This window comes from Citrobacter sp. VF227 (assembly GCF_052950715.1).
In genome coordinates, this window is record NZ_JBRFVF010000001.1 from 1,106,668 (window position 1) to 1,126,454 (window position 19,787).

A 19,787-nucleotide genomic window follows, 5' to 3' on the forward strand; every position below is an offset into this window, starting at 1 on the left:
GTTATTAATTACAGCAGTTCAAACTCGCCCTGCTTCACTCTGGCGGAATCCACGCCGATAAAGACGTTAAACTTGCCCGGTTCTGCATCGTATTGCATACGCTGATTCCAGAACTTCAGCGCTTCAATGTCGATCGGGAAGCTGACTGTCTGGGTTTCGCCCGGCTTAAGATTCACTTTCTCAAAACCTTTCAGCTGTTTTACCGGACGACTCATGGAGGCGGTCACGTCCTGTAAATACATCTGAATCACCGTCGCACCTTCGCGCTTCCCGGTGTTGGTCACCTGCACGCTGGCCGTCACGGTCCCGTCACGTTTCATCGTTGGAGAAGAAAGCTTCACATCAGAAACCGTGAACGTGGTGTAGCTCAGGCCATAGCCAAAGGGATACAACGGACCATTCGCTTCATCAAAGTAGCGCGATGTGTACTTGTTCGGCTTGTCCGCATTATACGGGCGTCCAGTATTAAGATGGCTGTAATAGACCGGGATCTGTCCGACAGAGCGCGGGAAAGACATCGGCAGCTTACCTGACGGGTTGTAATCGCCAAACAGCACATCGGCGATGGCGTTACCGCCTTCAGTCCCGGCAAACCAGGTTTCGAGGATCGCATCGGCCTGTTGATCTTCTTTAACCAACGCCAACGGACGTCCGTTCATCAGCACCAGAACCAGCGGTTTACCCGTTGCTTTGAGGGCGGCAATCAGGTCACGCTGACTCTGTGGAATAGTGATATCGGTGCGGCTGGAGGCTTCATGCGCCATGCCCTGCGCTTCGCCGACCACCGCAACCACCACGTCAGACTGCTTCGCGGCGTTCACGGCTTCATCGATCATCGCCTGCGGCGAGCGAGGATCAACCTTCACTGCCTCTTCATACAGGTTGAGGAAATCGACAATGCCTTTGTCGTTGGTGATATTCGCCCCTTTGGCGTACACCACTTTCCCCTGCTCGCCGAGGGCATTTTTAATTCCCGTCAGCACTGTTACTGACTGATCGGCAACACCGGCAGCGGACCAACTGCCCATAACATCACGCTTGCTATCGGCCAGTGGACCGACGACTGCTACGGTGGCGGATTTTTTCAGCGGCAAGGTTTCCAAACGGTTTTTCAGCAACACCAGACTTTCACGCGCCACTTCACGCGCCTCTTTGCGATGCAAACGGCTTTCCGCGTTGGTGTCCTGCGGGTCAGACTCTTTAGCCCCCAGATGGCTGTACGGATCGTTAAACAGCCCCATATCATATTTTACGTTCAGCACATGACGCGCGGCGTCGTCCAGCTCCGCCATCGTCACTTTGCCTGACTTAATCAACCCCGGCAGGTATTTGCTGTAATACTCATCGCTCATACTCATGTTGATACCGGACTTGATCGCCACGCGCACCGCGTCCTCAGGATCGGCAGCGGCACCGTGCTTAATCAGTTCCTTAATCGCACCGTGATCGGAAACGGTGATGCCCTTAAAGCCCCACTCATCGCGCAGCACGTCTTTTAACAGCCAGGCATCCGACGTCGCCGGTGTACCGTTCAGCGAATTAAGACCCACCATTACCGCACCGCTACCGGCGTCCAGCCCGGCTTTGTACGGTGGCATATAATCATTGAACAGACGCTGCGGGCTCATATCGACGGTGTTGTATTCCTTCCCACCTTCAACCGCGCCATATGCGGCGAAGTGCTTGACGCTGGTCATTACCGAATACCTGTCTGCCGGGCTTTTCCCCTGCATCGCTTCCACCATGGTTTTGCCCATCGTGGCGGTCAAATAGGTATCTTCACCAAACCCTTCCGAGGCGCGCCCCCAGCGAGGATCGCGTGAGACATCGACCATCGGCGCCCAGGTCATATTCAGACCATCATCGGCAGCTTCATAGGCGGAAACCCGCCCCACGGTTCTGACCGCATCGAGATTAAAGGAGGATGCCAGACCGAGGCTTATCGGGAACACGGTACGCTGGCCGTGTAATACGTCGTAGGCAAAAAAGAGAGGAATTTTCAGGCGGCTAAGTTCCATCACCTGATCCTGCATTTTGCGGATATCCTGGCGCGTGACGGTGTTAAAAATTGCCCCAACCTGCCCGTCTTTGATCATCGCGCGGATGGCTTCTTTCGGGTTATCAGGCCCGACGCTTATCAAACGAAGTTGCCCAATTTTCTCATCCACGGTCATCTGCTTAAGTAAATCGGTAACGAAGGCATCCCGCGCTTCTGGCGTCAGTGGATGGTTACCAAACAGAGTGTCCGCCAACGCGGGCTGCAACGCCAGACTCACCGCGACACCTACAGAACATAGCCATTTCATGTTGATTCTCTCTTTATTTTTTCCCGACGGAGCAGCGAAAATATAACAAAAACCGCAGTTTGCCGTAAGACTAAACGGGAGTGATAAAGAAAGCTAAGGTTATTCTCCTAATTTTCAAAACCAGCGCAAATCATTAGAAGACGAACCAGAGACAATATGAATGAGAAAGCGTATTGTCATACAAAGCGCTATGCTTGTTCCTGATATTGAGTCCCACCACAAGGAGTGGAGAATGTCTTCCATTACAACCGATAATAAAGCTTTCCTTAATGAACTGACCCGTCTGGTGGGTCATTCTCACCTGCTCACTGAACCTGCTAAAACTGCCCGCTATCGCAAGGGATTTCGCTCCGGTCAGGGCGAGGCGCTCGCCGTTGTATTCCCGGGCTCGCTTTTAGAACTGTGGCGCGTCCTCAACGCTTGCGTCACCGCAGATAAAATTGTCCTCATGCAGGCTGCCAATACCGGCCTGACCGAAGGATCTACGCCGAGCGGTAATGATTACGACCGCGAGATTGTCATTATCAGCACCCTGCGTCTGGATAAACTGCACGTCATCGGCAAAGGCGAACAGGTGCTGGCTTATCCCGGTACAACGCTGTATTCGCTGGAAAAGGCGCTCAAACCGTTTGGCCGTGAGCCGCATTCAGTGATCGGATCCTCCTGTATTGGCGCTTCGGTAATTGGCGGCATTTGCAACAACTCCGGCGGCTCGCTGGTACAACGCGGCCCGGCATACACCGAGATGTCGCTGTTTGCACGTATTGACGAACAGGGCAAATTGCAGTTGGTCAACCATCTGGGTATCGAGCTGGGCCAGACCCCGGAGCAGATCCTGAGCAAACTTGATGACGAACGGATTAAAGATGACGATGTCCGCCACGACGGGCGACACGCGCACGATCACGACTACGTCACCCGCGTCAGAGATATTGAGGCGGACACGCCAGCCCGCTATAACGCCGACCCGGATCGCTTGTTTGAATCATCCGGTTGTGCAGGTAAGCTCGCGGTTTTCGCCGTGCGTCTGGACACCTTCGAGGCCGAAAAAAATCAGCAGGTCTTTTACATCGGCACCAATCAGCCTGAGGTGCTAACGGAAATTCGCCGTCATATTCTGGCAAAATTTGAGCATCTGCCGGTCGCTGGTGAATACATGCACCGCGACATTTACGATATCGCAGAGCAATACGGCAAAGATACGTTTCTGATGATCGACAAGCTCGGCACCGACAAAATGCCGTTCTTCTTCACCCTGAAAGGCCGCACCGATGCGATGCTGGAAAAAGTGAAAATTTTCCGTCCGCACTTTACCGATCGCGCCATGCAGAAGTTTGGCCATTTGTTCCCCAGCCACTTACCGGCACGCATGAAAAGCTGGCGCGATAAATACGAACATCACCTGCTGTTAAAAATGGCCGGTGGCGGCGTGGCTGAAGCACAAAACTGGCTCAGCGAGTATTTCAAAACCGCTGAAGGTGACTTCTTTGCCTGTACGCCGGAAGAAGGCAGCAAGGCATTTTTGCATCGTTTTGCGGCGGCTGGCGCGGCGATACGTTATCAGGCCGTGCATGCAGATGAAGTGGAAGATATTCTGGCGCTGGATATCGCGCTACGCCGTAACGACACCGAATGGTACGAGCATCTGCCGCCAGAGATCGACAGTCAGCTGGTGCACAAACTCTATTACGGTCACTTTATGTGTTACGTCTTCCATCAGGATTACATCGTGAAAAAAGGCGTGGATGCGCATGCGCTGAAAGAGCAGATGCTGGAACTCCTGCGCGAGCGCGGGGCGCAGTACCCGGCAGAGCATAACGTCGGGCATCTGTATCAGGCACCGGAAACCCTGACCCGTTTTTACCGTGAGAATGACCCGACCAACAGTATGAATCCGGGTATCGGTAAAACGAGTAAGCTGAAATACTGGAAAGAGTCGTAAACCGGGAAAAGATAAGCGCCCCCGGACATGTTGCCGGAGGCGCTTTGCTTGCCTGACCTACAGCAACATGAGTGCCATGTAGGCCAGATAGCGTCTTATTTAATCGTTTTGCGCGGTTTGCTCACCCGTCGCAGTACCTGCCGACGCCATCTGAGCCGCTTTTTGCTTTTTATAGCTCAGCGCCGCCGCCGGAACCGGCATTACCTTGCCCGTTTCGATCCAGGTACGTAAACGGCTGGCATCGGCAAAGTGGGTATATTTGCCAAAGGCATCCATCACCACCAGTGCAACCGGTTTGTTGTTAATCACCGTGCGCATCACCAGACAGTGGCCCGCCGCATTGGTAAACCCGGTTTTGGTTAACTGAATATTCCAGTTATCGCGGTATACCAGATGGTTGGTGTTACGAAACGGCAGCGTATACGCCGGGTTGGCAAATGTCGCCATATCTTCACGCGTCGTACTTAGCTGGCCAATCAGCGGATACTGTTTGCTGGCAATCAGCAGTTTGGTTAAATCACGGGCGGTCGAGACGTTATGGATCGATAACCCGGTGGGTTCCACAAAGCGTGTCTGGGTCATGCCCAGCGCTTTCGCTTTGGCATTCATGGCCTTGATAAACGCGTTATACCCGCCCGGGTAATGATGCGCCAGGCTCGCCGCTGCACGGTTTTCTGATGACATCAGCGCCAGCAGCAGCATGTCTTTGCGGCTGATTTCACTGTTCAGTCGTACGCGAGAGTAAATGCCTTTCATCTCCGGCGTCTGGCTGATATCCACTTTCAACTTTTCATTCAGCGGCAGTCGCGCGTCAAGCACCACCATCGCCGTCATTAATTTGGTAATCGACGCAATCGGACGCACCAGGTCCGGGTGGTTCGAATAGATAACTTTGTTGGTATTCAGATCAACAATCATCGCGCTACCGGACGCTATCTCTGGTTGAGAAGCCGCTGCGGTAGTTGCCGTTTTCGCCACGGCTTGGGGTGCAAAAGGAACAGCCAGCACCAGGGCAAGGCTTAATAATGAAACTCGGAATTTCAGCATGATGAGATTTCTGATAATGGTTTACGCACGTCACAACGCACACCGCCAGAGATTAAGTATTATCTCAAGCTAGCTCAGGCATCATAGCGATCCGGCAGGTTTGCCGCCACAGGAGAATCGTCTCGAAATGCTGCGTTGCTGACTTTTACGGCAACAACGCAGCGCAGACAGGTTTATCCGTCAGAATAACCGATAGCCATAACCCCACAGGATCACCGTAATAGCCAGCAGAACCTCCAGTACCAGTACACCAATCGCCAGCGTCGAGCTGGAAAAGCTTAACCCTTCCTCGCGGGTGATATTCAGGAATGTCGGAATGCCGAGATAAAGTAGATAACCGGTGTAAAACAGCGCGATAGTTCCGACCAATGCGCACAGCCAGACCAGCGGATAAAGTGCGACCAGTCCGCTTAAAAATAGCGGCGTCGCGACATATCCAGCAAAGACCATACAATGTGCCAGCGACGGACGTTGCGAGTAATTACGCGCCATCCACCAGATTACCCGGCCCATAACGGCGACGCCTGCCAGCATCACCCCGTAAAACAGAATTGCCATTGCAAATCCGGTCAACAGGGATAATTTCAGGACATTGCCATCGCCGAAACTCCAGCCAATTTGTGTGGTACCAATAAACGCGCAAATAACCGGGATTGCCGCCATCAGCAGTACATGATGGGTATAGTGATGCGAAACGCTTTCGTTTTCGCTGTTGATCACATGCATTTCACGATCGGGATGGGAAAACAGCCCCCAGACATGGTTCATACCGCCCCCTTCTTGCCAGCTCCGGACCTCAACAGTTCAAGTATAATTCAGCTTTGGATTAATTTTTGTACAACAACAAAAATGACGAACTGCTAATTCCACGCTTTTAAACCCAACGATGATTCACAGGGTGTATGCTTGATGTCAGGAGGTCATCCAGACGTATGGATATAAACAATCTTATTGCACATTACGGTTACGCCGCGTTGGTCATTGGCAGTTTGGCCGAAGGCGAAACCATTACCCTGCTGGGCGGCGTAGCGGCACATCAGGGGTTACTTAAATTTCCTTTGGTGGTTATCTCGGTGGCCCTGGGCGGGATGATTGGCGATCAATTGCTGTATCTGCTGGGGCGTCGTTACGGTGGCAAAATTTTGCGTCGTTTCTCAAAACATCGCGACAAAATCCGCCGGGCACAGAAAATGATCCAGCGCCGTCCCTATTTGTTCGTGATTGGTACCCGTTTTATGTACGGTTTTCGCGTGATCGGCCCATTGCTGATTGGCGCAAGCCATCTGCCGCCTAAAATTTTCCTGCCGTTGAATATTCTGGGAGCGCTGGCGTGGGCGCTGATATTTACCACGCTGGGCTATGTGGGAGGAGAAGTCATCGCGCCGTGGCTACACAATCTCGACCAACACATTAAGCATTGGATATGGCTGGTTCTGGTAATTGCGCTGGTAGTGGGCGCTCGGTGGTGGTTAAAAAAACGCAGCAGCAAAAGTACAGCCCGGTAGGGTGATATCTACCGGGCCGGTGCGTTACGACGCGTGGTAACCGCCCCCCAACGCGCTGGTCAACTGGATGGAAGCATCCAGCCACTGTCCCTGTAAAATCAGAGCATTACAATGTTCGCGTAGTGCTGGGATCTTTGCCTGACTGACCCGGGAACCGGCAATAATTCCGGCATTAAAGCGCGCCTGCGCCAGCCCCACTACGCGCTGCGCATCATGCTCAATCTGCTGCTGATGCTGATTCTTCTGCGCCAGGGTTGCCACTTGCGATACTGCACGCGCCACGTCATTCACCGCATCCACCACGGCTTTGTTGTAATTCGCCACCGTCAGGTTACTTTGCGCTTTCGTTATGTCGAGATTCGCGTTCAGCCTGCCGCTGTCAAAGATAGGCAGCGTCAGCCCGGCCGTTACGCCCAGTTGCTGCGCGGAATGACGGAAAAGATCACTCAGATGCAACGCATCCTGTTGTAAAAATGCCATCAGATTCACATCGGGATAAAACGCTGCTTTCGCGGCATCAATGCTGCTCAGGGATGATTCAATGTACCAGTGCGCCGCCTGTAAATCCGCTCGGCGAGCCAGCAACGAATAACCTAACCGGGGCGGGAGCTGACTTTCAACGGCGGGCAGCGTAGTTGAATGCAGCTTCAGGGCAGTGGACTGCGCGTTGGTTAGCGCGCTCAGCCGCGCTTCAATTACCTTCATTTTACCGCTGACATCGTTCAGCTGTTGTTCCGTCTTGCTGGAATCAATATCGGTTTCAACGCCTTCCACCGAAGACGTAATACCGTTTTGGTACAGCTGACGATCGACGGCAATGATATTCTTCTGCTCGGTTTCGATTTGCGTCAAAACGGTTTTCAGGGCTGCCTGCGTTTGCCATTCCCAGTACAGACGAGAGACGCCGCTCGCCAACAGTTGTCGGGTTTGTTCGCGCTCGGCTTCACGCGCCTTAACGACCCCAATACGCGCCGTCACTTCGGCCCTGTTTTTCCCCCACAGATCCAGATTCCAGCCTGCAGTTAATCCAAAGGTGCCGTTGGTGTACCACGGCCCTGTCGTCCCGGCAGCCGGATCGGTAAGCGCAAACGGCCCCATCAACCCTTCCGCGGACATTCTCTGACGTTCTACGTCCGCAGAGAAATCAATTTCCGGGCCATCCTGCGCCTCTACGGCCTTAGCCTGTGCCTCCGCCAGTTGAATACGTTGTTCCGCTACCTGCATATCTGGAGAATTTCGCAACGTGCTGTCAATCAACGCATTAAGCTGGGGATCGTGATATGCCTTCCACCATTGGCTGTCCGGCCAGCCATTTTTTAACGCAGCAGGCAATGTAGTATCGGCATTCGTTGCTGGGGTCTGCTGTGAAAGAGACTGGCGATCATCATGCATGGGCGCGCAGCCTGACATAAAAATAAAAAGCGGCAATAATGCCGTAGTAATAAAAATGGAATTGCGATTCATGGAGAGATACTGGTAAGAAAAGATGTGCAGAGATTACGACGTGTCGCTATTGCTTTTTTAGTTACGCGTGGCAATACACCTTTGGCAATAAAAATATATAATCAGAAAAATATAGGCCAAACAAATAAGATAGATTAATTAATTTTAATAATTTATAGATGGAGATATCATGTCACAGAATATCTATGACAACCCCGAGTTCTTTGCCGGATATGCCACACTGGATCGTTCAGTAAAAGGACTCGACGGCGCGCCAGAATGGCCGACAATACAAGCGATGCTCCCCGCTCTGCAGGGAAAAAATATACTCGATTTGGGCTGTGGATATGGCTGGTTTTGCCGCTACGCGCGCGATAACCATGCAGCCAGCGTAGTGGGGCTGGATATTTCACAAAAGATGTTAACCCAGGCGCAGAGTATGACACAGGGTGATGGCATCATCTATCAGCGTGAAGATCTTGAAACGCTTACCCTGTCACCGAATTCCTTTGACCTGGTTTACAGCTCGCTTGCCTTGCACTATTTGCGCGATATAGAGCGATTATTAGTAACGATTTACCAGTCGTTAACACCGGGAGGTATGTTGGTTTTCTCTGCCGAGCATCCCATTTATACCGCGCCGCTTAATCAGGGCTGGATAAAAGACAAAACCGGGCAACAATCCTGGCCGGTCAATCATTATCAGCAGGAAGGTGAGCGCATCAGTAACTGGTTCGCGGATGGCGTCATAAAGCAGCACCGTAAGCTGGCGACCTGGATTAATGCGCTGATTGCCGCCGGATTCGAAATCGTCTGTGTCGATGAATGGGGGCCGTCTGCAGAACAGATTGCTGAAAACCCGGCGCTGGATGAAGAAAAAGAGCGGCCAATGGTGTTTCTGCTCAGCGCACGTAAACCTGGGTAAGGTCATTACAGGAAGATTTCAGATGTTTTCCTATACTTAACCTGAACTCACCAAAAAGGAACGCTGATGAAAATCTTATTGTGGATTATTTTAATTATTTTTCTGATTGGGTTATTGGTGGTAACTGGCGTGTTTAAGATGATTTTTTAAAGAAACAGGCCACTCCGGTGGCCGCTTAATTTGTTAATGCAATTTAGCTATATCAATGGCCTGAATCGCGCGGGCGATATCCGGGGAATTGTTTAGCGCGCGAATTTCCTGAAACAGCGCGGTTGCCTCTGAATATTCTTTGCGCAAATACCCTAACCATTGCTTAATCCGCGCCACGTGATACAGCCCGGTATCCCCCTGCTTTTCAAGACGGGTATATTTTTGCAATAGTGTTACGACATCAGGCCACGGCATACGCGGCTCGTTATACTTCACTACCCGGCTCAGGTTAGGAATATTTAATGCTCCCCGACCGATCATCACCGCATCGCAGCCGGTGATAGCCATGCAATCCTGAGCACTTTGCCAGTTCCAGATTTCGCCATTCGCGATAACCGGAATGGTAAGCCGCTGGCGAATCTCACCGATCGCCTGCCAGTTGATATGTTCGGCCTTGTAACCCTGCTCCTTGGTTCGGCCATGCACCGCCAGCTCGCTGGCGCCAGCCTGCTGGACGGCATCAGCAATTTCAAACTGTCGATCGCTGTTGTCCCAGCCCAGACGCACTTTCACCGTCACGGGCAGGTGATCAGGAACCGCCTCGCGCATGGCTTTTGCACCGCGGTAAATAAGCTCAGGATCCTTCAGCAACGTTGCGCCACCGCCGCTGCCGTTGACCAGTTTTGACGGACAACCGCAGTTCAGATCGACACCGTATGATCCCAGTTCTACCGCACGCGCCGCATTCTCCGCCAGCCACTGCGGGTATTGCCCCAACAGCTGTATGCGAACCTGCGTACCGGATGACGTGCGGCTATTGTTATGCAGTTCCGGGCAGAGTCGATGGAATACTTTTGCCGGCAGGAGCTGATCCACCACGCGCACAAACTCGGTGATGCACAGATCGTAATCATTCACTTCAGTCAGCAGCTCGCGCACCAGTGAGTCGAGCACGCCTTCCATCGGCGCCAGTAAAACACGCATATCGTCACCCGTAAAAAAAGAGGCGCTATGGTAGCGCCTCCGTTCGGGAGATTAAAGAGGCTCAACGTGGCAGCAGGCAGTTATCTTCTTTCCAGCCGTATAACCATTCCATTGCGCGATAAAATTCCGCCTGCGATTTGTCTTTCCATAACAGATTACGCACCTGACGCTCGACGCCTGCGGCGTGGTAAACACGCCCCATTTCGCGTGTTGACCAGACAATGCGTGCCGTGCGTGGAATACGCACCGACTCATACAAAGCAAAGGCATCAGCCGCATCACCGTCACACTGGTGTATCGCCCTACCGAGGGTGACGGCATCTTCCAGCGCCATACAGGCCCCCTGCGCCATATATTGCGCCACCGGATGCGCGGCGTCCCCTACCAGGGTAATTCGGTCACTACCCCATTTATCTACCGGTTCGCGGTCAGCGGTTGACCAGCGACGCCATGACGTTGGTTTATCCAGCATCTGACGCGGACGCGCATGGATCCCGGCAAAATAGGAGAGCACTTCCTCTTTACTGCCATCCTTCACGCCCCACTCTTCCTGCTGACGACTGTGGAAGGTCACCACCAGGTTATATTGTTTACCGCCACGCAGTGGATAGTGCACCAGGTGACAATGCGGTCCGGCCCACAGCACCGGCGCGTTAATGCGCAAATCTTCCGGCATATCATCACAATCAATCACGGCACGATAAACGACGTGCCCGGTCACGCGTGGCGCATCGCCAATCAGATACTGACGAACAACCGATTTCACGCCGTCACAGCCCACCAGGATATCCGCCGTCCAGCTGTTGCCCTGCTCGTCAAAGACCGTTACGTCATCTTCTGTCTGGCGAATATCCACCACGTTAGTTGACGTGCGATACTCAACGTTGGGATGAACCAGCGCCGCTTCCCAGACGCTGGCGTGAATATCCACCCGATGGATAACCGCATAAGGACCGCCAAAGTGATCGCGAAACGCCTGCCCGGTTTCAATGCGTACCACCTCTTTGGCGTTTACCGCATCCATCATGGTGATGTGATCGGTAAAAACGGCACGCTGACGGGCGGCTTCCCCTACGCCGAGGCTATCCAGAGCAGAGAAGGCGTTCGGCCCGAGCTGAATACCCGCGCCAATTTCACCAATCTCGTGCGCTTTCTCCAGCAACATCACTTTAATGCCCTGACGGGCCAGCGATAGCGCGGTCGCCGCGCCGCCAATCCCACCACCCACGATAATTGCGCGTGTCACTTTAGCCATTGTCGTTCTCCTTATCAGGCTGGAATTTTGTCTTGTTGATTCTCAGGCGCGGCGGCGATAAACGCCGGAAGCTGGGTACAGGCATCATATACCGCCTGACAGCGCGGATATCCGCTCAGATCGCAACCCATCCGTAAGGCGTTTGCCCACTGCGGGATCAGACAGCAATCCGCTAGCGTCGGCGCGTCTCCCACGCAGAACGTCCCCGAGTGACTCTGGCGTAGCATCTGTTCCACCGCGCTTAACCCTTGCTGGATCCAGTGGGCATACCAGCGTTTTTTATCTTCTTCACTGACCTTTAGCTCTTCGCTCAGGTAGCGCAGCACCCGCATGTTATTCACGGGGTGGATATCACAGGCGATGGCATAAACAATTTCCAGCACCTTACTGCGCGCCGGGTAGTTAACAGGCAGCAGCGGCGACTGTGGAAAGTGATGATCCAGCCAGTCGGTTATCGCCAGCGACTGTCCGAGCGATTCGCCATCATCGGTGACCAACGTTGGCACCAGCCCCACCGGGTTCATCCGCCGGTAGGCCAGCGCGTTCTGCTGACCGATACGAATGTTGACACCCACCGTCTGGTAATCGAGCCCCTTCAGCGCCAGCGCAATACGCACGCGATATGACGCGGAGCTATTAAAGAAACTGTACAGCTTCATCATCCACCTCAGACAATCTTCACGGCGATGGGGGTTAAACCGTCTACGTTGCCGGTGATCACATCGCCTTTCACCACCGCACCCACGCCTTCCGGTGTACCGGTGTAAATCAGATCGCCCGGCTGCAGTTCGAAAAAGCCGGACAGATAGCTAATGGTTTCATTGACTGACCAGATGAGATGACGAATATCGCTCCGCTGATGATCATCGCCATTAACCTGCAACCAGATAGGCGCACTGTTAACATCCGCGCTTTCACTGGCTCTATGCAGCGGCGCGATAGGGGCAGAGAGATCAAACGCTTTGCCAATTTCCCACGGACGCCCCATCTGGCGCATTTCCATCTGCCTGTCGCGACGGGTCATATCCAGACCAGTGGCATAGCCCCAGATATACTCGTGCGCTTTTTCCAGCGGTATATCACTGCCCTTTTTACCGATCGCCACCACCAGCTCTATCTCATAGTGATAGTTATCGGTCTGCGCCGGGTATGGCAGCGCCAGGATTTGACCGGCTGCTACCGGGACCACCGCGTCAGCGGGTTTACAGAAGAAGAACGGCGGTTCGCGATCCGGGTCAAAACCCATTTCACGCGCATGAGCGGCATAGTTACGGCCCACACAGTAAACACGGTGCACAGGAAATAGTTCATCACTACCAACCACCGGAACGGTAACAGGCGCTTGCGGTTCGAATACGTATTGCGTCATTTTTTCTCTCCCAAATTAATAACGTGCTTCACGGAACAACCCCAGCGCTTCCTGAACCGGTCTGTCCGAAAAACTAAATAAAACGGTGTCTTCGCCGGTCTGGAACGACACGCCGTGCCAGGTTGGGACCACAAAGATATCTTTTGGCGAAAAATTGAAAGTCTCATTACCGATGGTGACTTGTCCGTGGCCTTCCACAACATGGTAGATAGTGCTGTCGGTGGTTCGCGCCATCCGCGAAGTAAAGCCCTTCGGCAACAGTTGCAGGAAGGTCCCCATTGAAGGCATGGGATAGCCGCCGGTTACCGGGTTGACGTAGCGCATCTTGTAGCCATCCCACTCGTCGGCATCGCCTAGGCGAGTCAGGTCATCCAGCGCTTCACGACTGCGATCGTAGCGATAATTAAAAATTGGCGATGAGTTACCTTTCTGATGACGCAGCGGCAACATATTGGCTGCATAGCGCGGTAAATAATCTCCTTCCTTGCGCGTGACCGGCTGCTGATCCTCCGGGTAGTCTTCCGCAAAGCCGCAGCCCAGCAGATTCACCAGCGGCAGATCCAGACCGTCCAGCCACACCACCGGTTCACTGCCCGGATTGCCGTGATCGTGCCAGCGCCACTGCGGCGTCAGAATAAAATCGCCTTCATGCATCTGGGTTCGCTCACCGTCTACGGCGGTAAATGCCCCTTTCCCTTCGACAATAAAACGCAGTGCAGACTGATTATGGCGGTGACTCGGCGCAACCTCGCCCGGCATGATTAACTGCAATCCGGCATACAGGGTTGGGGTGATTGAAGACTGACCGCGCAGCATGGGGTTTTCCAGCACCAGTACGCGCCGAATCGCCTCTTTCGCGCCAATCAGATCGCCGCTTTCCAGCAGTAACGGACGGATCTCCTGATAATTCCAGTACGCAGGCGCGCAGTTCGCGTTCGGCGTTGGCGGCACCAGACGGTGCAGCGACTCCCACAGTGGGGTCAGATTCTGCCCGGAAATATGCTGGTAAAACTGCTGACGGCTGTTCTTAACATCCTGATTCAGTTCAGACATAGGGATTCTCCTTATTCATTCACAACGCTTGCACGTGGCAGGGTATTTGAGGCAGAGGCCGACTGGCGGATAACAACCGTCAGTAGCGTAAGCATCACCGCACTGATGGCCGCCGGAACGGCAATGATGAAAAACAAATTATCGAAAGAGAAATTCATTGCCATCATCACGCCGCCGGAAAGCGAGCCGACAATCGCGCCGCAGCGGCCAATCGCATTAGACCAGCTGACGCCCGTGGCCCGGCTCTGTGTCGGATACAGCGTGGCGGTTAACGCATTGAGACCCACCTGCGATCCGCTGATCCCGATACCGGTGCCAAAAATGGCCAGCGCCATCAGCCACAGGCCGTTTTCGCTTAAGCCAATCATGACGATACACACCGCCCCCAGCGCATAGCTCACTGCCAGCACGCGGAAAGGATTGTATTTATCCATCAGTACCCCGAGCGCCAGCGCCCCGAGCGTGCCGCCAATCTGGAAGGCGGCGGTCACCCATGAGGCGTGCTGCAGGTCAATTCCACGATGGTTTAACAGCGTTGGCATCCAACTGGAGAGCAGATAAATAATCAGCAGGCTCATAAAGAACACTACCCATAACATCAGGGTAATGGGCAACTGTCGCCCGACGAACAGTTGGCGGATGCTGCCTTTAGCAATTGCGGTGCCTTCGTTGAGATAAAAATGGGTATTGTCATAACGTTCCCGGGTGATGGCGCTAACGGTTCTGGCAATCACGTTAGGCGGCAACTGACGACGAACCTGCCAGCGCGGAGATTCCGGTAGTGCAAACAGCAGAGCGACAAACAGCATCAGCGGTAGAACGCCTCCCAGCACCAGAATGCCGTGCCAGCCAATAACCGGCACCAGTTGCGCACTCACAATCCCGCCCATCGCCGATCCCAGGGTAAATCCACAAAACATCATGGTCACCAGCGCGCCACGCCGCCGCGCTGGCAGGTATTCTGACGTCATGGTGATGGTATTCGGCATCGCACCGCCCAGACCTAATCCGGTAAGAAAGCGCAAAATAACCAGCGTTTGTAGATCGGGAGAAAAAGCCGAAATCAGGCTCAGGGCGCCGAACAGCGCCACGCAGAGTTCTATCACCCGTTTGCGGCCAAAACGGTCTGACAGCGGGCCGCAGAGCAGTGCGCCAGCGGTTAGTCCCAACAGGCCTGCGCCAAACAATGGTGCCAGATCGCCGGCAGTCAGCTGCCAGTGAGTCCGGATGTCTGGAGCGATGAAGCCGATAGCTGCGGTATCAAATCCGTCGAGCATGACGACCAAAAAACAGCAAATGATGACGCGCCATTGCGTCTTACCGACAGGAGCGGAATCGATCAGTGCTTGTAGATCACGTTGTTGAGTCATAGTGAATGCCTCAGTGCAGGTATAAGTAGATGTCTGTTTTGTTTTAGGTATGTTGCGACTTTGTATGTTTGGAGATGAAATGTACAATGGCTTTTCATGCAGAGGCATAACCTGGAGGTTATAGCAAATGGCTAACTGGGCGCAGAAACTTAAGTTGCATCACCTGCAAACGCTTATCGCACTGGGGGAACAGGGAAATTTGACTCACGTCGCCCGAATGATGAATATCACCCAGCCGGCGCTGTCAAAATGGTTATCACAGCTCGAAGATGAGATTGGCATCACGCTCTTTGAACGCCACAGTAAAGGCTTACGTCCCTCCGAAGGCGGCAAGCTGCTACTGCAGCACGCGCAACGCCTGATCAATGATATGGAACGTTCTCAGGTTGAAATCGCCCGTTTTAAACAGGGCGGTCTGGTAGGAAGTCTGAAGATCGGCTGCTCGCCAGTGGCGACCGACTGCGTCTCACAAGCGATACTGGGTTTGCTTAAAGAACTGCCGACCCTGCATCTTAATATTGAAGAGAAGGTGATGACCCCGCTGCTGCACGATCTGCTCGCGGGTTCGGTGGATGTGGTCGTCGGGCGCGTCGGGGGCCGGGCGCTACAACTGCCGCTCAATTATCAGGTGCTGTATACCGAGCCGGTTTGTTTCGTCGCCCGCCCTGACCATCCGCTGGCAAACTCTCCCCTGCTCACCTGGAATGATCTCGCTGACTGGCGCTGGATTGTCTGGCCGACAGGAACGCCCATTCGCATCAGCATTGACAACGCGCTGGTTGACAACGGTGTGATGCTGCCGGAAAACACGATTGAATCTGCATCAATGAACGTCAGCACCAACCTGCTGCAAAGTAGCGATATGATCTCTATTCTTTCTCTGCGTCTGGCGCAGCGTTATGCCACCCAGGGACAGCTGGCTATTCTGAATTTGCCGAAGATTGAACAAAAAGGCAGCGTGGGCGTATTCTGGCGCAACAATGAAACGCCCTCCACGGCCCTGAGTCGTTTTCTGTATTACCTGGCACAGGTTTAACGCGCTGATTTAGGGGCATCGCCTAATGTTCCCAATGTCTATTTCTCCTATGCTTAGAATTCATGATGTGATCGGTAGCACGTTTTAAAGTTTAATTGTATGATGAATCAGTCTCGTCAAGGGTTCCAATTATGAGCAAAGCACTGAATATTATCTGGCAATATTTGCGCGCATTCGTCCTGATTTATGCCTGCCTCTATGCAGGTATTTTTCTTGCATCGCTACTTCCTATCACCATTCCGGGCAGTATTATCGGCATGCTGATTCTGTTTGTCTTACTGGCTTTGCAGGTGTTACCGGCAAAATGGGTTAATCCCGGCTGCTACGTCCTGATTCGCTATATGGCCCTATTGTTTGTCCCAATTGGCGTAGGGATCATGCAGTACTTTGATCTGCTCCGCGCGCAATTTGGTCCGGTGGTGGTGTCCTGTACCATCAGTACGCTGGTCGTTTTCCTGGTGGTGAGCTGGAGTTCACATATTGTGCACGGTGAGCGCAAAATCGTTGGGCAAAAAGGGTCTAAAGAATGATGTCGTATATCTGGTGGTCGTTACCGCTTACCCTGGCGGTGTTTTTTGCCGCACGTAAGCTGGCAGCACGATTTAAAATGCCACTATTGAATCCGTTGCTGGTCGCCATGGTGGTGATTATTCCGATACTGATGTTGACCGGTATTCCCTACGATCACTATTTCAAAGGCAGCGAGGTGCTGAACGATTTGCTACAGCCTGCCGTGGTCGCACTGGCCTATCCGTTATACGAACAGTTGCACCAGATTCGCGCCCGCTGGAAATCAATCATTGCCATTTGTTTTGCGGGGAGCGTCGTGGCGATGGTGACAGGTACAACAATCGCCTTATTGATGGGCGCATCGCCGCAAATTGCCGCATCTATTATGCCGAAATCGGTCACTACGCCTATTGCTATGGCGGTGGGAGGCAGCATTGGCGGTATTCCGGCTATCAGCGCCGTATGCGTCATTTTTGTCGGTATCCTCGGGGCGGTGTTTGGTCATACATTGCTCAACGCCATGCGTATTCGTACTAAGGCCGCTCGTGGGCTGGCCATGGGTACCGCTTCGCACGCCCTGGGCACTGCACGCTGCGCAGAACTGGACTATCAGGAAGGCGCGTTTAGCTCACTGGCGCTGGTTATTTGCGGCATTATCACCTCGTTGGTTGCCCCATTCCTGTTCCCAATTATTCTGGCAGTGGTCGGTTAACCTTTACTTTTTGCTGATTTATTTGCGATGCGTTGCACATTTTTAATTTAAGTTTCATAAGTTGCACACACAATGGGATTTGGATCACATATAAAGCCGTAACAGGCCCGTAAACTACGATTCCATTACATTGTTATGAGGCATCGCCATGCATCCACGTTTTCAAACTGCTTTTGCCCAACTCGCGGATAACTTGCAAACAGCCCTGGCCCCTGTTCTGGCGGATGTGCACTTCCCCGCTATGCTGACTGCTGAACAGGTCTCTTTGCTGAAACGCGAATCGGGACTGGACGAAGACGCGCTGGCATTCGCTCTGCTGCCGCTGGCTGCGGCCTGCGCGCGTACCCCGCTGTCCAACTTTAACGTCGGTGCAATCTCTCGCGGCATCAGCGGAACCTGGTACTTCGGTGGGAACATGGAGTTCCTGGGCGCAACAATGCAGCAAACCGTTCATGCCGAGCAGAGCGCTATTAGCCATGCCTGGTTACGTGGCGAAAAAGGACTCGCCGCGATTACCGTCAACTACACCCCTTGCGGGCACTGCCGTCAGTTTATGAACGAACTAAATAGCGGACTGGATTTACGTATTCATCTGCCAGGTCGTGCGCCACACGCGCTGCGCGATTACCTGCCAGATGCCTTCGGCCCGAAAGATCTGGAAATTAAAACGCTGCTAATGGACGATCAGGATCACGGCTTCGTGCTGCAGGGCGATGCGTTGACCCAGGCAGCAATCACCGCCGCCAACAGATGCCATATGCCGTACAGCAAATCCCCAAGCGGTGTTGCGCTGGAGTGTAAAGATGGCCAAATTTTTAGCGGCAGCTATGCTGAAAACGCCGCCTTCAACCCAACTCTTCCGCCGCTGCAGGGCGCGTTAAACCTGTTGAATCTCAACGGCTATGACTACCCGGATATCCAACGCGCCGTGCTGGCTGAAAAAGCCGATGCGCCATTGATTCAGTGGGATGCGACCTCCGCCACCCTGAAAGCGCTGGGCTGTAATAATATTGAGCGCGTTCTCCTGAGTTAATCGTCTCAATAACGCCAGTTCGTAGGCCGGATAAAGTGTTTACACCGTTATCCGGCAATATGCAGAATGTCTAAAATCCCCTCAATCAGATTGCTGTTTCTTGCGCTACGTCTTCGGGTACAGTAGCCTGATTGAAATTCCATCCAAATAACGAGTTTTCTGCATGTTAAAGCGCGTGTTTTACAGCCTGTTAGTCTTGTCTGGCTTGCTGCTGTTGACTGTGCTTGGACTCGACAGATGGATGAGCTGGAAGACTGCTCCCTACATTTACGACGAACTGCAGGATTTACCCTACCGCCAGGTAGGTGTGGTTCTGGGCACGGCGAAGTATTACCGCACCGGCGTCATCAATCAGTATTACCGCTACCGCATTCAGGGTGCATTGAACGCCTATAACAGCGGGAAGGTAAACTATCTGCTGCTGAGCGGCGACAACGCGCAGCAAAGCTACAACGAACCGATGACGATGCGTAAGGATCTGATTGCTGCAGGCGTTGATCCGGCTGATATTGTGCTTGATTACGCCGGGTTCCGTACGCTCGACTCCATCGTGCGTACCCGCAAGGTATTTGATACCAACGATTTCATCATTATTACTCAGCGATTCCACTGTGAACGCGCCTTATTTATTGCGCTACATATGGGGATTCAGGCCCAGTGTTATGCGGTACCTTCGCCAAAAGATATGCTCACCGTGCGAGTACGTGAATTTGGTGCTCGTTTTGGCGCACTTGCTGATCTCTACATTTTCAAACGTGAACCGCGCTTTTTAGGCCCCCTGGTGCCAATTCCTACTATGCATCAGGTACCGGACGATGCACAGGGATATCCGGCGGTCACAGCCGAACAATTACTCGAATTACAAAAGAAACAAGGAAAATAAGCATGGATGTACAAACCCTTTTTGTCGTATTGGCCTTTCTGCTCATCCCTGTGTTTTGTTTCCGTGAAGCCTGGAAAGGCTGGCGTACTGGCGCGGTAGATAAAATTAAGAAGAATGCGCGTGAGCCGGTTTATGCCTACCGGAATGAAGCCCCATTACAGTTCTGGTCTTATGTATTGGTTTATGCCGGATGCGGATGTTTATCTTTCGGTATGGTTATTTATTTAGTCTTTTATCGCTAAAGAGATTACCGTTATATTAGCG

Annotated in this window: 20 protein-coding genes; 10 read left to right on the plus strand and 10 right to left on the minus strand. The window is 53.0% G+C overall.

The genetic code is table 11. From position 1 onward, the window contains the following. Positions 1-8: 8 nt before the first annotated feature. Entirely contained in the window at positions 9-2,306 is a 2,298-nt protein-coding gene (gene bglX / locus ACU8YC_RS05500) for a beta-glucosidase BglX (protein WP_151224722.1), read from the minus strand. A gap of 232 nt (positions 2,307-2,538) precedes the next feature. Here bglX and dld point away from each other — a divergent pair, with 232 nt between their 5' ends. Continuing rightward, positions 2,539-4,248, plus strand: coding sequence for a D-lactate dehydrogenase (gene dld, locus ACU8YC_RS05505; protein ID WP_151219816.1), 1,710 nt, complete (start codon positions 2,539-2,541; stop codon positions 4,246-4,248). 99 nt (positions 4,249-4,347) lie between these two features. Here the strand turns inward: dld and pbpG are convergent, their stop codons facing one another. Further along, the gene (pbpG, locus tag ACU8YC_RS05510; RefSeq protein WP_151219817.1) at positions 4,348-5,295 is read right to left on the minus strand and encodes a D-alanyl-D-alanine endopeptidase; all 948 of its coding nucleotides are present in this window, start codon (positions 5,293-5,295) and stop codon (positions 4,348-4,350) included. A 180-nt stretch (positions 5,296-5,475) separates the two neighbouring features. Beyond that, complete coding sequence (locus ACU8YC_RS05515; protein ID WP_151219818.1) at positions 5,476-6,063, minus strand: Yip1 family protein; 588 nt, start codon at positions 6,061-6,063, stop codon at positions 5,476-5,478. A 164-nt stretch (positions 6,064-6,227) separates the two neighbouring features. Here ACU8YC_RS05515 and ACU8YC_RS05520 point away from each other — a divergent pair, with 164 nt between their 5' ends. After that, positions 6,228-6,800, plus strand: a complete 573-nt coding sequence (locus ACU8YC_RS05520; RefSeq protein WP_151219819.1) for a DedA family protein — start codon at positions 6,228-6,230, stop codon at positions 6,798-6,800. A gap of 24 nt (positions 6,801-6,824) precedes the next feature. Here ACU8YC_RS05520 and mdtQ read toward each other — a convergent pair whose 3' ends face one another. Next, a complete protein-coding gene (gene mdtQ / locus ACU8YC_RS05525) occupies positions 6,825-8,264 on the minus strand; it encodes a multidrug resistance outer membrane protein MdtQ (protein ID WP_278237812.1) in 1,440 nt (479 codons plus the stop codon). Between the two features lie 169 nt (positions 8,265-8,433). Between mdtQ and ACU8YC_RS05530 the strand changes: the two genes are divergently transcribed. Continuing rightward, complete coding sequence (locus ACU8YC_RS05530; protein ID WP_151219820.1) at positions 8,434-9,168, plus strand: class I SAM-dependent methyltransferase; 735 nt, start codon at positions 8,434-8,436, stop codon at positions 9,166-9,168. 66 nt (positions 9,169-9,234) lie between these two features. Continuing rightward, positions 9,235-9,318: a small membrane protein YohP gene (yohP, locus tag ACU8YC_RS05535; RefSeq protein WP_087855921.1), complete on the plus strand. Its 84-nt coding sequence runs from the start codon at positions 9,235-9,237 to the stop codon at positions 9,316-9,318. 33 nt (positions 9,319-9,351) lie between these two features. Here yohP and dusC read toward each other — a convergent pair whose 3' ends face one another. From dusC to mhbT, 6 genes are all read right to left on the minus strand, one after another. Further along, complete coding sequence (dusC, locus tag ACU8YC_RS05540; protein ID WP_151219821.1) at positions 9,352-10,302, minus strand: tRNA dihydrouridine(16) synthase DusC; 951 nt, start codon at positions 10,300-10,302, stop codon at positions 9,352-9,354. A gap of 61 nt (positions 10,303-10,363) precedes the next feature. Continuing rightward, positions 10,364-11,557, minus strand: coding sequence for a 3-hydroxybenzoate 6-monooxygenase (locus tag ACU8YC_RS05545; protein ID WP_151219822.1), 1,194 nt, complete (start codon positions 11,555-11,557; stop codon positions 10,364-10,366). A gap of 14 nt (positions 11,558-11,571) precedes the next feature. Continuing rightward, positions 11,572-12,216: a maleylacetoacetate isomerase gene (maiA, locus tag ACU8YC_RS05550; RefSeq protein ID WP_187253407.1), complete on the minus strand. Its 645-nt coding sequence runs from the start codon at positions 12,214-12,216 to the stop codon at positions 11,572-11,574. An 8-nt stretch (positions 12,217-12,224) separates the two neighbouring features. Continuing rightward, positions 12,225-12,926, minus strand: a complete 702-nt coding sequence (locus ACU8YC_RS05555) for a fumarylacetoacetate hydrolase family protein (RefSeq protein ID WP_151219823.1) — start codon at positions 12,924-12,926, stop codon at positions 12,225-12,227. Between the two features lie 15 nt (positions 12,927-12,941). Beyond that, a complete protein-coding gene (gtdA, locus tag ACU8YC_RS05560; protein WP_446895103.1) occupies positions 12,942-13,979 on the minus strand; it encodes a gentisate 1,2-dioxygenase in 1,038 nt (345 codons plus the stop codon). An 11-nt stretch (positions 13,980-13,990) separates the two neighbouring features. Then, on the minus strand, positions 13,991-15,349 hold the full coding sequence (mhbT, locus tag ACU8YC_RS05565; RefSeq protein ID WP_286538944.1) for a 3-hydroxybenzoate transporter MhbT: 1,359 nt from the start codon (positions 15,347-15,349) through the stop codon (positions 13,991-13,993). 127 nt (positions 15,350-15,476) lie between these two features. On the opposite strand from mhbT, the gene ACU8YC_RS05570 reads away from it, so the two are divergent. The 6 genes from ACU8YC_RS05570 (at position 15,477) to ACU8YC_RS05595 (ending at position 19,765) form a co-directional block, all read left to right on the plus strand. Further along, positions 15,477-16,385, plus strand: a complete 909-nt coding sequence (locus ACU8YC_RS05570) for a LysR substrate-binding domain-containing protein (protein WP_151219826.1) — start codon at positions 15,477-15,479, stop codon at positions 16,383-16,385. 131 nt (positions 16,386-16,516) lie between these two features. Further along, positions 16,517-16,915 (plus strand): CidA/LrgA family protein, encoded by a 399-nt coding sequence (locus ACU8YC_RS05575; protein ID WP_016153711.1) that lies wholly within the window; start codon positions 16,517-16,519, stop codon positions 16,913-16,915. Beyond that, positions 16,912-17,607 carry a CidB/LrgB family autolysis modulator gene (locus tag ACU8YC_RS05580; protein ID WP_151219827.1) on the plus strand — a complete coding sequence of 232 codons (696 nt, stop codon included), beginning with the start codon at positions 16,912-16,914 and terminating at the stop codon, positions 17,605-17,607. The genes ACU8YC_RS05575 and ACU8YC_RS05580 overlap by 4 nt, the downstream gene beginning before the upstream one ends. 148 nt (positions 17,608-17,755) lie before the next feature. Further along, positions 17,756-18,640, plus strand: a complete 885-nt coding sequence (gene cdd / locus ACU8YC_RS05585; protein WP_187253409.1) for a cytidine deaminase — start codon at positions 17,756-17,758, stop codon at positions 18,638-18,640. Between the two features lie 163 nt (positions 18,641-18,803). Continuing rightward, positions 18,804-19,523: an outer membrane permeability protein SanA gene (gene sanA / locus ACU8YC_RS05590; protein ID WP_151219829.1), complete on the plus strand. Its 720-nt coding sequence runs from the start codon at positions 18,804-18,806 to the stop codon at positions 19,521-19,523. A 2-nt stretch (positions 19,524-19,525) separates the two neighbouring features. After that, positions 19,526-19,765, plus strand: coding sequence for a DUF2542 family protein (locus ACU8YC_RS05595; RefSeq protein ID WP_005129200.1), 240 nt, complete (start codon positions 19,526-19,528; stop codon positions 19,763-19,765). The last annotated feature ends 22 nt before the right edge of the window (positions 19,766-19,787 follow it).